The following is a 17,352-nucleotide window of genomic DNA, read 5'->3' as shown; positions in this document are numbered from 1 at the left end:
GCCACGGCGGGAGAGGGCGTTCATGAAGACCACCACGACGACCGACGAGCGGACCCTCGCCGAGTTGCAGCGGGAACACGGCCCCGCGCTGTTCCACTTCCTCCTCGGTCTGACCTTCGGGGACCGGCAGCGGGCCGAGGACCTGGTGCAGGAGACCCTGGTACGCGCCTGGCAGCACCCCGAGGCCTTCGACGCGCCCTACGCGTCGATGCGACCGTGGCTGTTCACCGTGGGCCGCCGCCTCGCCATCGACGCGCGGCGCTCCCGGCAGGCCCGTCCCGTCGAGGTCAGCGACACCGTGCTGGAGAGCACCCCGGACACCCTGGACACCGCGGACTCGGCCGTCCGCGCCCTGGACGTCCGGGAGGCGGTCCGCACCCTCAGCCCCGAGCACCGTGCGGTGCTGGTGCAGATCTACTTCCGCGGGCTGAGCGTCGGCGAGACGGCCGAGGCGCTCGGCATCCCCGCGGGGACCGTCAAGTCCCGCTCGTACTACGCCCTGCGGGTCCTCGCGCGGACGCTGCCCGGCTACTCCCGCAGGTCCTCCGCCCGGAGCAGCGCCAACAGGGCGGAGGCCTCGGCCACCTCCACGTAGACCCGGGCGCAGCCGTCGCAGCCCCGGAGGTGGCGGGAGACCCTACAGGTCTCCTCGGCGTCCAGGGCGTCCAGGACGTACGCGCCCAGCAGCAGGCGCACATGCCCGTCGTCGCCGGGGTCGACACTCATTCACTGCCTCGCATCTCCTGGGCGATCCTCCCCTTCTGCCCACGCGGGGCGCCCGCCCCCGGTTCAATGCTGCGTGAAGCCCGGCACCGAGCGAGGAAAGAGGCGAGACGGGATGCGTCCCGAGGATACGGATGGGACCGGTGGGAACGACCTCCGGGTACCGATGACCTGGCTGTCCACCGAGTATCTCGCCGACGACCTGTTGCGGACCGGCGATCTGATGGAACCGACGACCCTGGAGTTCCGGGCGGGGCGCGACGCCCTCGCGCTGACGATGTTCCTGTGCGGAGTCCCGCGGGACGCTCCGGCCCCCCGGGCCCTGCCCGAACCTCGGGTGGACGAGCTGCGGATCCTCACGGCGTACGAGTGCACCTGGCGCGCCTGGATCTGCGAGCGGCTGACGGAAGCGGGACGGGACACCGAGCCCGGCGACCCCGATCTGGCGTTGGCGCGAGCGGCCTGGCGGTGGCTGGAGGAGACCGAGCTGCTCGCGGCGGACCTCGACGCGATCGGCCCCGGGCGCTGGGAGACCGACAACCAGGAGGTCCGCGTCTGGACGCCCGCCTGGCAGTTGGGGCTGCCGCTGGGACATCTGGCCGTCCATCTGTGCTGATCCCCTGCTTCAGGAACCGTGCACCCCGGCACGGTACTTGGGCAGTCGCAGCGTGATCTTCATGCCGGCCCCGATCCCGGTCTCGATGACCAGGCCGTAGTCGTCGCCGTAGACCTGGCGCAGCCGCTCGTCCACGTTGAGCAGCCCGATGCCCGTGGAGGCGCCGCCCTCGCCGCGCAGGATCTGCCGCAGCCGTTCGGGGTCCATGCCGGTTCCGTCGTCCTCGATGACCACCTCGGCCTCCGAGCCGGCGTCCAGGGCGCTGATGGTGATGCGGCTGCGGGTGGCCGCCCCTTCGAGGCCGTGCTTGACGGCGTTCTCCACCAGCGGCTGGAGGCACAGGAACGGCAGCGCGACGGGCAGCACCTCGGGAGCGACCTGGAGGGTCACGGCGAGGCGTTCGCCGAAGCGGGCGCGGACGAGGGCCAGGTACTGGTCGATGGAGTGCAGTTCGTCCGCCAGTGTGGTGAACTCCCCGTGCCTGCGGAACGAGTAGCGGGTGAAGTCGGCGAACTCCAGCAGCAGTTCGCGGGCCTGTTCCGGGTCGGTCCGGACGAACGAGGCGATGGCGGCGAGCGAGTTGAAGATGAAGTGCGGGGAGATCTGTGCCCGCAGGGCCTTGATCTCCGCCTCGATGAGCTGGGTGCGGGAGCGGTCCAGCTCGGCCAGCTCCAGCTGGACGCAGACCCAGCGGGCCACTTCCCCCGCCGCCCGGGCCAGTACCGCCGACTCGCGCGGGGCATAGGCGACCAGCGCGCCCAGGACCCGGTTCTCGACGGTGAGGGGGACGGCGACGGCCCAGCGCAGCGGGCAGTCGAGGTCGGCGCAGCCACTGTCGAAGGCGGTGCGGCGGCCGTTGTCCAGGAGCACCTTCAGGTGCTCCATGACGTCCTTGCCGTGGTGGTGCCCGGCGCCGTCCCAGACCAGCACCCGGTCCCGGTCGGTGAGGCAGAGGGCGTCGGTGCCGAGGAGGGAGCGCAGCCGGCGGGCGGCGCGCCGGGCGCTCTCCTCGGTGAGGCCGGCCCGCAGCGGCGGGGCGGCCAGCGACGCGGTGTGCAGCGTCTCGAACGTGGCGTGCTCGACGGGGGTGCCGACATCGCTGGGGCGCAGCGGCCGGGCGGTGCGGCGGCCCACCAGATACCCGGTGCCGAGCAGCAGCACGGCCGGCACGACGAGAGCGGCGATCGCGGCCCCGGTCATCGTTCCCGCCCGGCGGTGGACCGCGTCGAGGAGAGTGCCTCGGGCAGATGGAAGCGGGTCATGGCGGCGTTGGTGCCGGGGGGTATCCGCCCCGGTGTGGCGAGCGAGACGAGGATCATCGCGAGGAACCCCACGGGGACGGACCAGACGGCGGGCCAGGCGAGCAGGGCGTGCGGCCAGCCCGGCGGGCGTACGGCTCCGCTGACGGTGACGGCCACCGCGACGAGGGCGGAGCCGCCGCCCAGCAGGAGCCCCGCCACGGCCCCGGGCGGGGTGAGCCGCCGCCACCAGATGCCGAGGACGAGCAGCGGGCAGAAGGAGGAGGCGGAGACGGCGAAGGCCATGCCCACCGCGTCGGCCACCGGTACCCGGCTCACCAGCAGGGAACCGGCGAGCGGTACGGCGATGGCGAGGACGGTGGCGAGCCGGAAGTGGCGTACCCCGCGCGAGGGCAGGACGTCCTGGGTGATGACTCCGGCGACGGCCATGGTGAGCCCGGAGGCGGTGGACAGGAACGCGGCGAACGCCCCGCCGGCGATCAGCGCCCCGAGGAGGTCGCCACCGAGTCCGCCGATGAGACGGGCGGGCAGCAGGAGGACGGCGGCGTCCGCGTCTCCGCCGTACCGCAGTTCGGGCGTGTAGAGCCGGCCGAGCGCGCCGTAGATGGGCGGCAGCAGGTAGAAGAGGCCGACCAGGGCGAGGACGGCGACGGTGGTGCGGCGGGCGTCGCGGCCGTTGGGGCTGGTGTAGAAGCGGACGACGACGTGGGGCAGGCCCATGGTGCCGAGGAAGGTCGCCACGATCAGCCCGTAGGTGGCGTACAGCGGATGGTCGGCGCGGAAGACGGTGAGCTGGTCGTCGAAGCTGACCCGGGGGCGGCCGTCGCCCTGCCAGGCGAGCACCAGGAAGAGGGCGGGGACCAGGAGGGCGGTGAGTTTCAGCCAGTACTGGAAGACCTGGACGAAGGTGATGGAGCGCATGCCGCCGGCGGCGACGGCGGCGGTCACGACGGTGGCGACGAGGACGTCGCCGAGCCACCCCGGAGCGCCCGTGAGGATCTTGAGGGTGAGGCCGGCGCCCTGGAGCTGGGGGACCAGGTAGAGCCAGCCCGCGCCGACGACGAGGGCGCTGACCAGTCGGCGGACCTGCCGTGATTCGAGCCGTCCCTCGGCGAAGTCCGGCAGGGTGTACGCCCCCGAGCGGCGCAGCGGAGCGGCGACGAAGACCAGGAGCACCAGGTATCCGGCGGTGTAGCCGACCGGGTACCAGAGCATGTCGGGGCCATGGACGAGGACGAGCCCGGCGACGCCGAGGAAGGAGGCGGCGGAGAGGTATTCGCCGCTGATCGCGGCGGCGTTGAGGCGGGGCCGTACGGTGCGCGAGGCGACGTAGAAGTCGGAGGTCGTACGGGAGATGCGCAGGCCGAAGCCGCCGACGAGGACGGTGGCGAGGACGACGAGGGCGACCGCCACCCAGGACGCCATGTGGTCGGGGGTGCTCACGGGGCGGGGCGGCCCTCCACCAGCCGGGCGAAGTCGCGTTCGTTGCGCTCGGCCCTGCGGACGTACCACCAGGCGGCCAGGGTGAGCGGCGGATAGGTGGCGAAGCCGAGCACCGCCCAGACGAGGGCGGAGCTGTTCAGCGCGGCGAAGATGAGCGGCAGGGAACCCGCGACAACGACGAGGACGCCGAACACGGTGAGCCCGGCGCGCAGTTGGCCGCGCATCAGCGATCGCACATAGGCGCCGCCGAGGGCGGTCTGTTCGTCGATCTCCGACTGGGTGCGGTAGCGGGGCAGCGGGCGCACCCGCCGCGGCTCCCCCGTGACCACTTCGCGCCGGGGCGATGGCTCTGCGGACATGGGCTCGGAGTGTAGGCGTCGGCGGGCCGCGGTGGGAAGGGTTGGGCGAAGAAGCTCCCAGGTCAGCGGCCGCCCTGGCGCATCAGGAGGTCGCGCAGGGCACGGGTGTGGCGGCGGCTGACGGCCAGCTCCGCCGCCCCGATGCGCACGCTCATGCTGCCCGCGTCCAGGCGCAGCTCGTCGATCCGGCCGAGCGCCACGAGGTGGCGGCGGTGGATCCGGACGAAGCCCCGGGAGCGCCACCGCTCCTCCAGGGTGGTGAGCGGAACGCGGACGAGGTGGCTGCCGGTGGCGGTGTGCAGGCGGGCGTAGTCGCCCTGCGCCTCGGCGTACGCGATCTCGTCGATGGGGATGAAACGGATGACGCCGCCCAGCTCGACCGGGATCTGGTCGCCCGCGCTGTCGTGGACGGGTGCGGACCGGTCCCCCACCTGCTCGGCGACCCGTCGGACGGCTTCGGCGAGGCGTTCGCGGCGGACCGGTTTCAGGACGTAGTCGACGGCCTTGAGGTCGAAGGCGTGGACGGCGAAGCCCTCGTGCGCGGTGACGAAGACGATGAGCGGGGGCGCGGCGAAGCCGGCGAGGAGCTGGGCGACGTCGAGGCCGGTGAGACCGGCCATGTGGATGTCGAGGAAGACCACGTCGATCGCGGACGGGTCGTCGGGGCCCGCGTCCACCGCGCCACCTATGCGGCGCAGTGCCTCGGTCGCGCCGGTGGCGCCCTCGGCGCTGCGGACACGGGGGTCGGCGCGCAGAAGGTAGAGGAGTTCCTCCAGGGCGGGTTGTTCGTCGTCGACGGCGAGTACGCGCAGCATGAGGCCGGAGTTTAGGGGGTGCGGGGCGGATCAGGGCCGGAAAGGCCGCGTCGTCCGGTGCGGTGCGCATCCGGGCCGGGGCCCGTGCGCTGGGCGGGCTCGGGAGCGCCGGCGCCTCTGCTCACTTCAGGAACTTGGACAGCCTGCGGTCCGCGAGTGACTTCCCGCCGGTCTGGCAGGTGGGGCAGTACTGGAGCGAGGAGTCACTGAAGGAGACCTCCAGGATGGTGTCCCCGCAGACCGGGCATGCCTCCCCGGTACGCCCGTGAACCCGCATCCCGGTCTTCTTCTCGGCCTTGAGCTTTCCGGCCTCCACCCCGCTGGAGCGGGTCACGGCGTCCTTGAGCGTGGTGCGCAGCGCGGTGTACAGGCGGGTGACGTCGTCCTCGCCGAGGTCGGCGGTCCGTTTGAACGGGGACATCTTCGCGACGTGCAGGATCTCGTCGCTGTAGGCGTTGCCGATGCCCGCGATGAGCGACTGGTCGCGCAGCGCGCCCTTGATCTGGCGGCGCTCCCCGGCGAGCAGCGCGGCGAACGCGTCGCGGTCGAAGGCGTCGGCGAGGGGGTCCGGGCCGAGGCGGGCGATTCCGGGAACGTCCCTGGGGTCGTGGACGAGGTGGACGGAGAGGCGTTTCCTGGTGCCCATCTCGGTCAGGTCGAAGCCGTCGTCGTCGACGGTGATCAGGCGCAGGGCGAGGGGTCCCTTGCCGGGGCGGGGAGGGGCGGCGGGGAAGGAGTCCTTCCAGCGGAGCCAGCCGGCCCGGGCGAGATGGGTGCACAGGTGGAGGCCGCCCGCCTCGATGTCGAGGAACTTGCCGTGGCGGGCGATCGAGGTGACGGCCGTGCCCTCCAGGGCGGTCAGCGGCGGGTCGTACGTCTTCAGGACGCTGATCGCCAGCGGGAGGACGCGGGCGATCTCCTTGCCGACCAGGTGGTCGTCGAGGAAGACCCGCAGGGCTTCGACTTCGGGCAGTTCGGGCATGGTTCCAGACTGCCGCAGCCGGTGGGCGGCTGCCTGTCAGGACACCGGTGCGCGGTCCGTGCCGGTGATGACGGCGCCCAGCTCCGTGAACTCCTCCTCGACCGCGGCGGCGAGCCGGTCGAGGTCGGGCAGCGCCTTGCCGTCGGCGACCAGTCCCACGTGGACCCGGCCGCCGTAGGTGGTCAGGGCCACCGCCAGGGACTGACCCCGGGCCAGCGGGGCCATGGGGTAGAGGGCGGTCAGCGGGCAGCCGCCGAGCGAGAGCGCGGAGCGGGGCAGCGGCACGCTGGTGACCAGCACGTCGAAGAGCACGCGAGCGGCGTTGGCCGCCAGTGGTGCGCCGAACAGGTGGGCCAGCGGGGGCAGTTGGTCGGCGAGTACGGCGACGGCTCCGGCGCCCCTCAGGGGGCCGGCCGCCTTGTTGCGGTCCATCGCCGTCCGCACCGCCCGGAGCCGCCGGCGCGCGTCGGCCTCGGCGACCGGCAGGTCGAGCAGGTAGGCGGAGAGCCGGTTGCCGGTGGCGGAGGCGCCACCGGGCCGGCGGCGGGAGACGGGGACCAGGGCGCGCGGGTCGGCGGCGGACAGCGGTTCGCCGCGCCCGGCCATCCAGCGGCGCAGCGCACCGGCGACGACGGCGAGGAGGATGTCGTTGGCGGTGCCGCCCTCGGCGCGCCGGATCCGTTGGAGGTCCCCGGCGTCGAGGTCGGCGGTGGCCAGGCGGCGGGTGCCGCTGGAGGGTGCGGTGAAGGCGGTCGTGGAGCGCAGGCCGAGGCGGCCCGCGCGGACGACGGAGGCCCCCACGCCGAGCGCCCGGCCGACCTCGCCGATCCGGCCGAGGGCCATGCCCGCCATCTCCCGGGGGTCGGGCAGCCAGGAGCGGGGCGGGACGGCGGGGCGGCCCCGGGCAGCGGTGCGGGCGCGGGTGACGGCGGCGATCTCGTCGAAGATCCCGGCGCCGATGGCGACCGCCCGCATCCCGTCGGCCAGGGCGTGGTGCAGCTTGACCAGGACGGCGAAGGGGCCGCCCGCCACGCCGCCGATGAGATACATCCGCCAGGGCGGCAGCCCGCGCCCGAGCGGTCGCTCCATCAGTTCGCCGGCCAGCCGGCCGGCCCCGGCCATGAAGTCGCCGTCGCCCACGACGACGTGCTCGACGTGCCGGTGCACGTCGAAGCCCTGGTCCACGGTCCAGGCCTTGCCGCCGACCGGCAGCAGGACGTCCCGTACGCACATGCGCAGCCGGGGAATCGCGGCGGCGCGGGTGCCGAGCAGGTCGAGGATCCGCTCCGGCGCGGCGCCGGGCGCCGGCGCGAAGACGGCGAGCGCGCCGAGGTGCATGGGATGGGCGTCCGATTCGAGGTGCCAGAAAGCGAGATCGAGCGGGGCGAGGAGCTCGGTACCCAACGGGGGCCTCATGTCGTCGAAGGCGGCAGGGCCGGGGTGCGGCCGGTCCCGCGCAGTCAATCGTTCGCGGTCGATTACGGTCAAGCACAGACACGTTACGTACTGTTACGTCTCGGTGGGTGATTCAGCGAGCCGGAATGAGGAACTCGCACCATACGCACTTGCCGCTGCCTCGGGATTCCACGCCCCAGACGTCGGCCAGCCGGTCGACCAGCATCAGGCCGCGGCCCGACACCCCCGACTCCCCCGCGTCGCGGCGCCGGGGCAGTGCGCTGGAGCGGTCCTCGACGTCGACGCGCAGCCGTCGCTCGGTTCCGGCGAGCACCCGGATCGTCACGACGGCGCCGCCGTCGGTGTGCATGAGCGCGTTGGTGATCAGTTCGTCGGCCGCGAGCTCGATCTCGTCGGCCCGGTCCTTCGCTCCCCAGGCCCGGACCGCGGCCCGGATCATGTGCCGGGACGAACTCAGCGCCTCGGGGTCGTTCTGGGCGACGTGCTGCTGGAGCCGGCCGCCCGGCTGCGGGGCGTGCGCGGCCCTGCGGCGCAGCAGCAGGACCGCGACGTCGTCCTGGCCACCGCGCTCGTCGACGGTGTCGCAGAGCTGGTCGGCCAGCTTCTGCAGGTCCTGGGGGCCGTTGGTGACGAGGGCGGTGAGCTGTTGCATGCCTTCGTCGAGGTCGGAGCCCGGCAGCTCGACGAGCCCGTCGGTGAACAGGACCATCGTCTGGCCGGGGTCCAGTTCGACCGTGCCGACCGGGTACTCCAGCCGCCCGAACTCCGCCGAGAGGCCGAGCGGCAGCCCACCCTCGGACGGCATCCTGCGGCAGCTCCCGTCCACGTCCCGCACCAGCGGGTCGACGTGTCCGGCGCGTACCAGCTGGACGACGCCGGTGGTGAGGTCGACCTCGGCGTAGGTGCAGGTGGCGAAGCGGTCGGTGTCCAGTTCGTGGAGGAAGACGGAGGCGCGCGCCATGACCGTGGCGGGGCTGTGCCCCTCGGCGGCGTACGCGCGCAGGACGATCCTGAGCTGCCCCATGACGGCGGCCGCGTGGGTGTCGTGCCCCTGGACGTCCCCGATGACGGCGCCGACCCGGCCGCCGGGCAGCGGGATCAGGTCGTACCAGTCACCGCCGATGTCGCGGCCGAGGCGGGCCGAGCGGTAGCGGACGGCGACCTGCGCCCCGGGCACGGCCGGGATCCTGCGCGGCAGCATCGCCTGCTGGAGGCCCTCCGCGAGGTCGTGGTCCTGTTCGTAGAGCATCGCGCGCTGGAGGCTCTGGGCGATCGAGGTGCCGAGCGCCATCAGCAGATTGCGTTCGTCGGCGGTGAAGCCCCCCTTGTCCCGGTAGAGGAGGCCGAGTGCGCCGATCGGGCGGGCCTGCGCGATCAGCGGCATGTAGGCGGCGGAGGTGATCTGGAGGCGGCTGATGCCGGGCCACAGGATCGGGTAGGAGGCGGCGAAGTCCTCGGCGGACTCGATGAAGCGGGGGGCCAGGGTCCGCACCACTTCGCTCATCGGGTACTGCTCGTCCACCCGGGTGTACCGGGTGCCGGGGACGTACGAGCCCTCGGGGCCGTCGGCCACGAGGTGGATGCGGCCGGACTCCAGCAGGCCCATGACGAGGCTGGTGGCGCCGAGGTGGGCGAGCCCCTGGGAGTTCTTGAGGACGGCGATGACGTCCTTGACGGTACGGGCGTGGGCCAGTGCGGCGGTGGTGCCCTCGACCAGGCTGGTGCGCCGGCGGCGATCCTCGTCCAGCTCGCGCCGGGCGGTGGAGTCGGCCAGTTCCTGGGTGGCGTCGCGGACGATCCCGATGATGCGGTGCGGGCGGCCGGTGCCGTCCCGGCGGACGAACCCCTGGGTGTGGGTCCAGCGCAGCGTGCCGTCGCGCCGCTGGATGCGGAAGTAGGCGCCGTAGTCGGTGCGGCCGCTCTTCAGCGCGTGCGAGACCATCCCGTCCAGACGCTGGGCCTCGTCCGTCGGCACGCGCGGCGCCAGCGAGGCCGGCCGGCCGTCGTACTCGTCCGCGGTCAGGTCGAACACGTCGAGGGCGGCCTGGTCCATGTGCATGAGGCCGGTGTCGAGATCCCAGTCGAAGCTGCCCATACGGTTCAGGGCGAGTCTGAGGTCCGGGTGGGCGGGCCAGTCGTCGGGGAGTGACAGGGCACCCGCTACCCGATCATCCATGTGGGCCACTTTGCCACCATTTATCCGATTCTTCTCGTCCGATGCGTCGACGGCTTCGTAGGGGGCCGGGGCGGTGCCGTACGGGCTCCGCCGGCCGGGCACGCGGCCCCTGGCGTCCGGTCCGGTCAGCCGGCGAACACGTCGTCGAGCCCCGCTTCCATGGGCTCGTCCGGCTGGGCGGGCGCTTCCGGCTCAAGGGGGCCGTCGGGCCCCGCGGGCTCGTCCGGCTCGGCAGGGAAGACCTGGGTCGGCTCTGGCGCGACGTCCGGGTAGCCCTCCTCCTCGTACTCCCACGGCTCCTCGGGCGGCGTGTCACCGAAGTCGTCGGACGGCTCCGGCGGTCCGGGGTCCGTGGGCTCCGCCGGCTCGGAGGGGGCCGGCCCGGACGGGGCGGTGTCCGGGGGCGCGGATTCGGAGGGGCGGCCCGGCGACGGGAAGAGCAGGTCCGCGTCGGGCTCGTAGGGTGGCGGGTCGTCCGGGGTGCGGTCGCGGCCGCCGCTGTCGCCCATGGCCCGCTCGATCCAGGTGTTGTCGTCGGCGTTCACGATGATCAGGCTCGTGGCCGCCTTGACGCCGGGCTCGACGGCCACGATGCGCGCGGGATCGTAGCCGGGCCAGCGCTCCCCCCGGTGGGCGATCTTTCCGTCGGCGACCACGGGCGGGGCCAGCGGGTTGCCGCAGGCGCAACGGACGCGGGGCATCCCCCGGCTGTCGACCAGGACGGCGGTGCCCGCCTGGAGCACGGACTGGAAGGCGGTGGCCGAGCCGGCGCTGTAGCCGTGATTGGTGACCTGGGCGTCGGCGCGCAGGACGACCGGGGTGAGGGACTTCAGGTAGCCCGGGATCTGCACGGCCTCGATGCCGGACGCGTCGGCGAAGGCGCGCGCCTTGTCCTCGTCATCGGCCAGGAGGGAGGTCTGCTGCTCGACGTCGCAGGCGGCGACCGACCGGGTGCCGCCGTAGAGCCCCGGTACGGCGCCGGAGACCGGATGGACCGTCCGGGTGGCGGAGGGCGGTTCGGCGTCCGGCGGCCCGGTGGGGGACGGGGAGGCCGCCGTTCGCGCCGTGGAAGCGGTGAACGGGCCGGGGCCGGGGGAGGCGAGCGGCTGGAGGAGGACGTCCTTGGCCTCGGCGGTGCCCGTGGTGCCCTTCGCCGTACGGTCGCCGCCGCCTCCGCAGCCGGCGACGGCGAACAGCACTCCGGCGGACAGCGCGGCGAGCGCGGTACGCCGGTTACGTCTGGGTGAGCGCACAGAGCTCTCCTGCCTGTCCCTGGGGAACGGATGGGTGTCACCATCTGTGCCGCACCGGGCGCGGTCCCGCAAGCGGACGGCCCGACCACCACCCCCGTCTTGAACGCGTTCAATAAACCCTCTACTCTCACTTCCAGAACTTGAACACGTTCAAAGCAAGGCGTCCAAAGCAGGGCGTTCGAAGCAGGGGGAAGTCATGTCCGCACTGGTCAACGCCATCGTGATGCTGGGCATGCTCGTCGTCGTACCGGCGGGACTGCGGCTGACCGGAGAAGAGGAGCTGGAACGGATCCGGCGGCTCTGGCCCCTGTTCGCCGTGCCGGGCGCCGTCGCCCTCTGGCTGCCGCGCTCCACGGCGGCCACGGCGCTCGCCTGCTGCTACACGCTGGGAGCCGTCCTGCTCGCCCTGCACGCCCCGCGACGGGCGGTCCGCGGCCGGAACCTCGACCCGGCGGGGATCGCGCTGCTCACCGCGCTGGTCACCCCGGCCGTCGCCGCGGTCGCCCTGGTCGCCGAACGGTCGGGGCACGAGCTGTTCGGGTTCGACCTCGGCATCCTGGCGCTGACCGTGCCGCACTTCCACTTCGCCGGGTTCGCCGCCGCCCTGGTCGCCGGGCTGGTCTGCCGGGTCTCCGACGGCCCGGCGGGCCGCTTCGCCGCGCTGAGCGTGCCGCTGGGCACCCTGCTCGTCCTCGTCGGGTACTTCATCGGCGACTGGGCCGAGCTCGCCGGGGCCCTCGTCCTCACGGCCGGCATGTGGACGGTCGGCCTGCTGACCTGGCGCATGGGGCGCACCGGCGACCGGGACCGGACGACCCGGCTCCTGCTGCTCGTCTCGGCCGCCGTCCTGGTGGCGACGATGCTGCTCGCGCTGAGCTGGGCGCTCGGCGAGGCGACCGGACTGCCCCACCCCACCCTGACCTGGATGGCCGCCACCCATGGCCTGGGCAACGCGCTGGGCTTCGCCCTCTGCTCGCTGCTGGCCTGGCGGCGCATCCGCACCGAGGAACCCGACCGCACCGAAGGACCCGACCGCACCGGAGGCAGGACCACATGAGCACCCTCACCTACCCGGAGGTCGGCGCGACCCGCCTCGGCCCGCTCCCCCGGGGCTACCACCACCTCCACCACCGCACCCGGATCGGCCGGGGCGAAACGGACTTCGCCACCGCCGGAGCGGCGGTGACCGAATGGCGGATGCACCGCGCCTCGGGCGCGCGGGTGGAGGCCCCGGGGCGCCGCGCGGAGCCGGGCGGCAGCGTCCGGGTCTCCGTCGGCCTCGGGCCGCTGCGCTTCACCGCCCCCTGCGAGGTCGTCTGGACGGCGTACGGGGAGGACGGCCGCACCGGCTTCGGTTACGGCACCCTCGACGGGCATCCGGAGCGCGGCGAGGAGTGCTTCGTGGTGAACCTCGCGGACGACGGCGCCGTGTGGTTCACGGTGCTGGCGTTCTCGCGCCCCGCGTCCTGGTACGCCCGGCTCGCCGGACCGCTCGTGCCCCTCGCGCAGCTCTGGTACGCGCGCAGGCTCGGCCGCACTCTGCGCCGGATCGTCGCCGCGAGCTGACCCGCCCGGCCACGACCGGCAGGTCCCGGGCCGCGCCCTGGCCGATACTGGCAGGGATGGAATGGTTCACCGCGGACGGCTACTGGCTCAGCCGGCTGATCTTCCAGCGGGCTCTGGCCGTGGTCTATCTGGTCGCCTTCCTCTCCGCCGCGCTCCAGTTCCGGGCGCTGATCGGCGAGCGCGGCATGCTGCCCGTCCCCGAGCTGCTGCGGAGCACCCCCTGGCGCGCCGCTCCGGGGCTGTTCCGACTGCATTACTCGGACCGCTTCTTCGCCGCCGTCGCCTGGGGCGGCTGCGCCGTCTCGGCGGCCCTGATCGCCGGTCTCGACGGACTGCTGCCGCTGTGGGGCGGCATGCTGCTCTGGGCGCTGCCGTGGGTGCTGTATCTGTCGATCGTCCAGGTGGGCCAGGTCTGGTACGGATTCGGCTGGGAGTCGCTGCTGCTGGAGACGGGGTTCCTGGCGGTCTTCCTCGGCACCGGGGACACGGCCGCGCCGGTGCTGGTGCTGTGGCTGCTGCGGTGGGTGCTCTTCCGGCTGGAGTTCGGCGCGGGGCTGATCAAGCTTCGCGGGGACACGTGCTGGCGGAAGCTGACCTGCCTGGATTACCACCACGAGACGCAGCCGATGCCGGGGCCGCTGAGCTGGTTCTTCCACCATCTGCCGAGGCCTGTGCACCGGGTGGAGGTCGCCGCCAACCACGTCACCCAGCTGCTGGTGCCCTTCCTGCTGTTCACCCCACAGCCGGTGGCGAGCGCGGCGGCCGGTCTGATGATCCTCACCCAGCTCTGGCTCGTCCTGTCGGGGAACTTCGCCTGGCTGAACTGGCTCACCATCGCGCTGGCGCTCTCCGCGATCGACTGGACCCCTCTGGCCGGGCCGCCGCCCACCCAGGTCGCGCCGCCCCTCTGGTACGAGGTGGCGGTCATCGCGGTGACCGCCCTCGTCCTGGTGCTCAGCTATCGCCCGGTGCGCAATCTGCTCTCGCGGCGGCAGGCGATGAACCGGTCCTACGATCCCCTGCACCTGGTCAACACCTACGGGGCGTTCGGCTCCATCAGCCGGATGCGGCTGGAGGTCGTGGTCGAGGGCAGCGCCGATCCGGTGGGGCGCGAGGGGGCCGAGTGGCGGGAGTACGGCTTCCGCGGCAAGCCAGGCGATCCGCGGCGGCTGCCGCGCCTGTTCGCCCCGTACCACCTGCGGCTCGACTGGATGATGTGGTTCGCGGCGCTCTCCCCCGCGTACGCCCGCCCCTGGTTCGGGCCCTTCGCCGAGCGGCTGCTCGACGGCGACCGGGACACGCTCCGGCTGCTCGGGCACAACCCGTTCCCCGACGGACCGCCCCGACAGGTGCGCGCCCGGGTGTTCCGCTACCGGTTCACCGGGCCGCGGGAGCTGCGGGCCACCGGACGCTGGTGGCACCGCACCTATGTCCGGGAATTCCTGCGGCCCGTCTCCCGGCCGCTGCCGCCGGAGCGGGAGGGCGGGGGGACGGGCCGCAGGACACGCTGAGCGGTCAGTCGATGCCGGGCAGGATGTGCGGCTCGGCGAGGTCGTCCTCGTATCCGGCCAGCCGGATCGGGGCAGACCTGGCCCAGACCTCGATGTTCCGTAGCTTCTCGGGGCGGCCGGGCCGGCCCGCGTTCCGTTCGGCGGGGCGCATTTCACGCTCGGTCAGTTCCGGTGTCGTCACCGCGCACTCCTTCGTGTCGCGTCGCCCGGGGCGTCGCCGTCGCTCCGGCGGCGATGCCGGAGCGCGACCGCCCCGCGCGGGGCAGGGATGGGGATATGTCGGTCGCGGTGGCGCCGGTTCGGGGCGGAACAGCGGCCGGGTTACCGACCATGTCCCAGGACGGTCGAGGAACCTTCGTGGGCTCTTCGATGACGTCCGTTCACCTCAGCCTAACCAAATGAGCGCCACCGCGCTCGATAGCACGTGTGCGGTAGGTCACTTTCGGCCACCGGGTACAGCGAGAACCCGGCCCAGGGAACATCCTGGGCCGGGTTCTCGGCCGTCGCACGGGGCCGACGGGCCGGTTGCGCCGTTCGGGTTACCAGTTGGCGGGGGCGTAGTCCTTGAGGAAGCAGCCGTAGAGGGCCTCTCCGCCCTCTCCGCGCACGATCGGGTCGTAGACCCGGGCAGCGCCGTCGACCAGGTCGAGGGGTGCGTGGAAGCCCTCCTCGGCGAGGCGCATCTTGTCCGGGTGCGGGCGCTCGTCGGTGATCCAGCCGGTGTCCACGGCGGTCATCAGGATGCCGTCCTTCTCGAACATCTCCTGGGCGCTGGTACGCGTCAGCATGTTGAGCGCGGCCTTGGCCATGTTGGTGTGCGGGTGGCCGGCGCCCTTGTAGCCGCGGCTGAAGACGCCCTCCATCGCCGAGACGTTGACCACGTACGCGTGTTTCGCGGCGGTCGCCGCCATCGCCGGGCGCAGCCTGCTGATCAGGATGAACGGCGCGGTGGAATTGCAGAGCTGGACTTCGAGGAGCTCGATCGGCTCGACGTCCTCGACCGTCTGGACCCAGCTGTTGGTGTCGTGCAGGTCGGGGACGAGGCCGCCCGCGTCGATCGCGGTGCCCGCGGCGATCCGGGCCGGCGAGGCGGAGCCGGTGACCAGGGCGAGGTCCGTGACCTCCTGGGCGCTGAGCCCCTCCTTGCGGGCGGCGGGCAGGGCCGCGACCCGGTCGACCGTGCCGCTGCCGAAGGTGCCGATGACCTCGGCGACGGGCAGTTCACCCGCGGGCAGCGGGGCCGACTCGGCGTTGACCAGCTCGCTGTAGGCGCCCGGGGAGCGGCGCACGGTCTGTGCCGCGTTGTTGATCAGGATGTCCAGCGGGCCCTCGGCTGCGACCGAGTCGGCCAGCGCGACGACCTGGGCCGGATCGCGGAGGTCGATGCCGACGATCTTCAGCCGGTGGATCCACTCGTCGCTGTCCTCCATCGCCTTGAAGCGGCGGATCGCGTCGTTGGGGAAGCGGGTGGTGATGGTGGTGTGCGCGCCGTCGCGCAGCAGCCGCAGCGCGATGTACATGCCGATCTTCGCCCGGCCGCCGGTGAGCAGCGCCCGGCGTCCGGTCAGGTCGGTGCGGGCGTCGCGGCGGGAGCGGTTCTCCTTGGCGCACGGCTGGCAGAGCTGGTGGTAGAACGCGTCGACCTCGACGTACCGCGTCTTGCAGATGTAGCAGGACCGGGGCCGCTGGAGGACGCCCGCGATCTCGGCCCGGGCCGAGGAGGAAGGCAGCACGCCCTGCGTCTCGTCGTCGATGCGCTCGGCCGAGCCGGTCGCCGTGGCCTCGGTGACGGCCCGGTCGTGGGCGGTCTTCGCGGCGCGGCGCTCCTGGCGGCGGCGCTGCTTCACGGTGCGGTAGATCCCGGCGGTGGCTCGGCGGACCGCGATGGCGTCCGGGTGGTCCACCTCGATCCGGTCGAGCTCGTCGAGCACGCTCAGGCAGACGGCCAGCCGCTCCGGGTCGATACCGGGACCGAACTCCTCGATTCCGGGAGCGAGCTCCGGGCTGTCCTCTGTCACCGTCATTGCCGTTCCTCTGTCATCTTCTCGCCGCGGATCGTGGATCACCGCAGGCCGAAACACCCCGCCCAAGTTTGCCATGCGCGGGCCACTGCTCTGTTCGAGTGGTGTACGGGCGGCCCCGGCGGAGGGGCACGGGAGAGGCCTCCGGCGGAGGGGCACGGGAGAGCCCTGCGAAAATGAGCGGAATCAGGGACGCATGACTTCGCGAGGACCGGGCATGCGACCGTCCGACACATTGGGCAGCAGGGAGGGCGACACCATGACGGCGATGTCAGCGCGAGCCACCGGAACGACGCCGCTGAGCGACAGCGACAGCCGGACCGATGCGCGGACGGCGGACGTCACCACCGGAGACCTGCCCTGGGTCGAGGACGCCGGCAAGATCGCCCCGCAGGACGCACGGGCCCTGTCGAAGATCTTCTTCGACCGGCTCCAGGTCCTGGAGGAGGGCACCCATGAACACCAGTACGCGCGCAACACCCTGATCGAGATGAACCTCTCCCTGGTGCGCTTCGCCGCCTCCCGGTTCCGCAACCGCGGCGACGACACCGAGGACATCATCCAGGTCGGCACGATCGGCCTGATCAAGGCGATCGACCGGTTCGACCTGTCCCGCGAGGTCGAGTTCGCCACCTTCGCCGTGCCCTACATCGTCGGGGAGATCAAGCGTTTCTTCCGCGACACCACCTGGTCCGTACATGTGCCGCGGCGGCTCCAGGAGCTGCGGGTGGCCCTCGCCCAGGCGAAGGAGCAGCTCTCCGCGGAGCTCGACCGCGACCCCACCGTCAAGGAGCTGGCCGCCCACCTCGACCTCTCCGAGGAGGAGATCATCGAGGGGCTCGTGGCCGCCAACGGCTACTCTGCCGGTTCCCTCGACACCCCCACCGCGGACAGCGACTCGGGCCAGGATCAGCGGGCGTACGCCGATGTCCTCGGCGAGGCCGATCCGGGCATGGAGACCGTGGAGAACCTGCACACCCTGGCTCCGCTGCTCGATCAGCTCGACGACCGGGAGCGCCGGATCGTGCAGATGCGCTTCGGTGCGGAGATGACGCAGTCGCAGATCGGCGCGGAGCTCGGCGTGTCCCAGATGCACGTTTCGCGGCTGCTCAGCAGGATCGTCCAGCAGCTGCGCAAGGGGATGAGCGTGGAGGCATGAGTCTGCGGGACCCCTCGCTCGCTTATGCTTTGTAACGATCAGGCCGGAACAAC

The 17,352-nt window shown here is 72.7% G+C and carries 17 protein-coding genes; 6 read left to right on the top strand and 11 right to left on the bottom strand.

The window, feature by feature from the left end; all coding sequences use genetic code 11:
* Positions 1-22: 22 nt before the first annotated feature.
* Positions 23-595 (top strand): sigma-70 family RNA polymerase sigma factor, encoded by a 573-nt coding sequence (locus tag ACH4KB_RS13830; RefSeq protein WP_398066175.1) that lies wholly within the window; start codon positions 23-25, stop codon positions 593-595.
* Here the strand turns inward: ACH4KB_RS13830 and ACH4KB_RS13825 are convergent.
* Positions 529-726: a zf-HC2 domain-containing protein gene (locus ACH4KB_RS13825; protein WP_398066174.1), complete on the bottom strand. Its 198-nt coding sequence runs from the start codon at positions 724-726 to the stop codon at positions 529-531. The two genes, ACH4KB_RS13830 and ACH4KB_RS13825, sit on opposite strands and share 67 nt — an antisense overlap.
* A gap of 112 nt (positions 727-838) precedes the next feature.
* On the opposite strand from ACH4KB_RS13825, the gene ACH4KB_RS13820 reads away from it, so the two are divergent.
* Positions 839-1,339 (top strand): hypothetical protein, encoded by a 501-nt coding sequence (locus ACH4KB_RS13820; RefSeq protein WP_398066173.1) that lies wholly within the window; start codon positions 839-841, stop codon positions 1,337-1,339.
* Positions 1,340-1,348: 9 nt separating this feature from the next.
* Here ACH4KB_RS13820 and ACH4KB_RS13815 read toward each other — a convergent pair whose 3' ends face one another.
* The 8 genes from ACH4KB_RS13815 to ACH4KB_RS13780 all read right to left on the bottom strand — a co-directional run bounded on the left by ACH4KB_RS13815 (position 1,349) and on the right by ACH4KB_RS13780 (position 11,042).
* Positions 1,349-2,539 carry a sensor histidine kinase gene (locus ACH4KB_RS13815; RefSeq protein WP_398066172.1) on the bottom strand — a complete coding sequence of 397 codons (1,191 nt, stop codon included), beginning with the start codon at positions 2,537-2,539 and terminating at the stop codon, positions 1,349-1,351.
* A complete protein-coding gene (locus ACH4KB_RS13810; RefSeq protein WP_398066171.1) occupies positions 2,536-4,041 on the bottom strand; it encodes a cation acetate symporter in 1,506 nt (501 codons plus the stop codon). The genes ACH4KB_RS13815 and ACH4KB_RS13810 overlap by 4 nt, the downstream gene beginning before the upstream one ends.
* A complete protein-coding gene (locus ACH4KB_RS13805; protein ID WP_398066170.1) occupies positions 4,038-4,400 on the bottom strand; it encodes a hypothetical protein in 363 nt (120 codons plus the stop codon). The genes ACH4KB_RS13810 and ACH4KB_RS13805 overlap by 4 nt, the downstream gene beginning before the upstream one ends.
* A 62-nt stretch (positions 4,401-4,462) precedes the next feature.
* Positions 4,463-5,215, bottom strand: a complete 753-nt coding sequence (locus ACH4KB_RS13800; RefSeq protein ID WP_398066169.1) for a LytR/AlgR family response regulator transcription factor — start codon at positions 5,213-5,215, stop codon at positions 4,463-4,465.
* A gap of 121 nt (positions 5,216-5,336) precedes the next feature.
* Positions 5,337-6,197, bottom strand: coding sequence for an Fpg/Nei family DNA glycosylase (locus ACH4KB_RS13795; protein WP_398066168.1), 861 nt, complete (start codon positions 6,195-6,197; stop codon positions 5,337-5,339).
* Positions 6,198-6,233: 36 nt separating this feature from the next.
* Positions 6,234-7,601, bottom strand: coding sequence for a wax ester/triacylglycerol synthase family O-acyltransferase (locus ACH4KB_RS13790; protein WP_398066532.1), 1,368 nt, complete (start codon positions 7,599-7,601; stop codon positions 6,234-6,236).
* Positions 7,602-7,725: 124 nt separating this feature from the next.
* The gene (locus ACH4KB_RS13785; protein ID WP_398066167.1) at positions 7,726-9,789 is read right to left on the bottom strand and encodes a SpoIIE family protein phosphatase; all 2,064 of its coding nucleotides are present in this window, start codon (positions 9,787-9,789) and stop codon (positions 7,726-7,728) included.
* A gap of 125 nt (positions 9,790-9,914) precedes the next feature.
* Positions 9,915-11,042 carry a DUF6777 domain-containing protein gene (locus ACH4KB_RS13780; protein WP_398066166.1) on the bottom strand — a complete coding sequence of 376 codons (1,128 nt, stop codon included), beginning with the start codon at positions 11,040-11,042 and terminating at the stop codon, positions 9,915-9,917.
* A gap of 196 nt (positions 11,043-11,238) precedes the next feature.
* On the opposite strand from ACH4KB_RS13780, the gene ACH4KB_RS13775 reads away from it, so the two are divergent.
* From ACH4KB_RS13775 to ACH4KB_RS13765, 3 genes are read left to right on the top strand one after another with little or no spacing between them, the layout of a single operon-like run.
* On the top strand, positions 11,239-12,099 hold the full coding sequence (locus tag ACH4KB_RS13775; protein WP_398066165.1) for a YndJ family protein: 861 nt from the start codon (positions 11,239-11,241) through the stop codon (positions 12,097-12,099).
* Complete coding sequence (locus ACH4KB_RS13770; RefSeq protein WP_398066164.1) at positions 12,096-12,608, top strand: DUF1990 family protein; 513 nt, start codon at positions 12,096-12,098, stop codon at positions 12,606-12,608. Before ACH4KB_RS13775 ends, ACH4KB_RS13770 begins: the two co-directional genes overlap by 4 nt.
* Before the next feature lie 56 nt (positions 12,609-12,664).
* Positions 12,665-14,119: a lipase maturation factor family protein gene (locus tag ACH4KB_RS13765; RefSeq protein WP_398066163.1), complete on the top strand. Its 1,455-nt coding sequence runs from the start codon at positions 12,665-12,667 to the stop codon at positions 14,117-14,119.
* Positions 14,120-14,123: 4 nt separating this feature from the next.
* Here ACH4KB_RS13765 and ACH4KB_RS13760 read toward each other — a convergent pair whose 3' ends face one another.
* Positions 14,124-14,300 (bottom strand): hypothetical protein, encoded by a 177-nt coding sequence (locus ACH4KB_RS13760; protein ID WP_164610478.1) that lies wholly within the window; start codon positions 14,298-14,300, stop codon positions 14,124-14,126.
* Positions 14,301-14,658: 358 nt separating this feature from the next.
* Positions 14,659-16,143 carry an SDR family NAD(P)-dependent oxidoreductase gene (locus tag ACH4KB_RS13755; RefSeq protein WP_398066162.1) on the bottom strand — a complete coding sequence of 495 codons (1,485 nt, stop codon included), beginning with the start codon at positions 16,141-16,143 and terminating at the stop codon, positions 14,659-14,661.
* 256 nt (positions 16,144-16,399) lie between these two features.
* On the opposite strand from ACH4KB_RS13755, the gene ACH4KB_RS13750 reads away from it, so the two are divergent.
* Positions 16,400-17,299 carry an RNA polymerase sigma factor SigF gene (locus ACH4KB_RS13750; protein WP_398066161.1) on the top strand — a complete coding sequence of 300 codons (900 nt, stop codon included), beginning with the start codon at positions 16,400-16,402 and terminating at the stop codon, positions 17,297-17,299.
* Positions 17,300-17,352: the final 53 nt, after the last annotated feature.

The organism is Streptomyces sp. NPDC017520, assembly GCF_044329855.1.
GTDB lineage: Bacteria > Actinomycetota > Actinomycetes > Streptomycetales > Streptomycetaceae > Streptomyces.
The sequence above is the reverse complement of the archived record's forward strand: the minus strand, read 5'-3'. Positions and strand labels throughout refer to the sequence as shown.

Coding starts and splice junctions, on each gene's coding strand:
- ACH4KB_RS13830 (WP_398066175.1), top strand. CDS start 23: ATGAAGACCACCACGACGACCGACGAGCGGACCCTCGCCGAGTTGCAG.
- ACH4KB_RS13825 (WP_398066174.1), bottom strand. CDS start 726: ATGAGTGTCGACCCCGGCGACGACGGGCATGTGCGCCTGCTGCTGGGC.
- ACH4KB_RS13820 (WP_398066173.1), top strand. CDS start 839: ATGCGTCCCGAGGATACGGATGGGACCGGTGGGAACGACCTCCGGGTA.
- ACH4KB_RS13815 (WP_398066172.1), bottom strand. CDS start 2,539: ATGACCGGGGCCGCGATCGCCGCTCTCGTCGTGCCGGCCGTGCTGCTG.
- ACH4KB_RS13805 (WP_398066170.1), bottom strand. CDS start 4,400: ATGTCCGCAGAGCCATCGCCCCGGCGCGAAGTGGTCACGGGGGAGCCG.
- ACH4KB_RS13800 (WP_398066169.1), bottom strand. CDS start 5,215: ATGCTGCGCGTACTCGCCGTCGACGACGAACAACCCGCCCTGGAGGAA.
- ACH4KB_RS13795 (WP_398066168.1), bottom strand. CDS start 6,197: ATGCCCGAACTGCCCGAAGTCGAAGCCCTGCGGGTCTTCCTCGACGAC.
- ACH4KB_RS13785 (WP_398066167.1), bottom strand. CDS start 9,789: ATGGATGATCGGGTAGCGGGTGCCCTGTCACTCCCCGACGACTGGCCC.
- ACH4KB_RS13775 (WP_398066165.1), top strand. CDS start 11,239: ATGTCCGCACTGGTCAACGCCATCGTGATGCTGGGCATGCTCGTCGTC.
- ACH4KB_RS13770 (WP_398066164.1), top strand. CDS start 12,096: ATGAGCACCCTCACCTACCCGGAGGTCGGCGCGACCCGCCTCGGCCCG.
- ACH4KB_RS13765 (WP_398066163.1), top strand. CDS start 12,665: ATGGAATGGTTCACCGCGGACGGCTACTGGCTCAGCCGGCTGATCTTC.
- ACH4KB_RS13755 (WP_398066162.1), bottom strand. CDS start 16,143: ATGACGGTGACAGAGGACAGCCCGGAGCTCGCTCCCGGAATCGAGGAG.
- ACH4KB_RS13750 (WP_398066161.1), top strand. CDS start 16,400: ATGACGGCGATGTCAGCGCGAGCCACCGGAACGACGCCGCTGAGCGAC.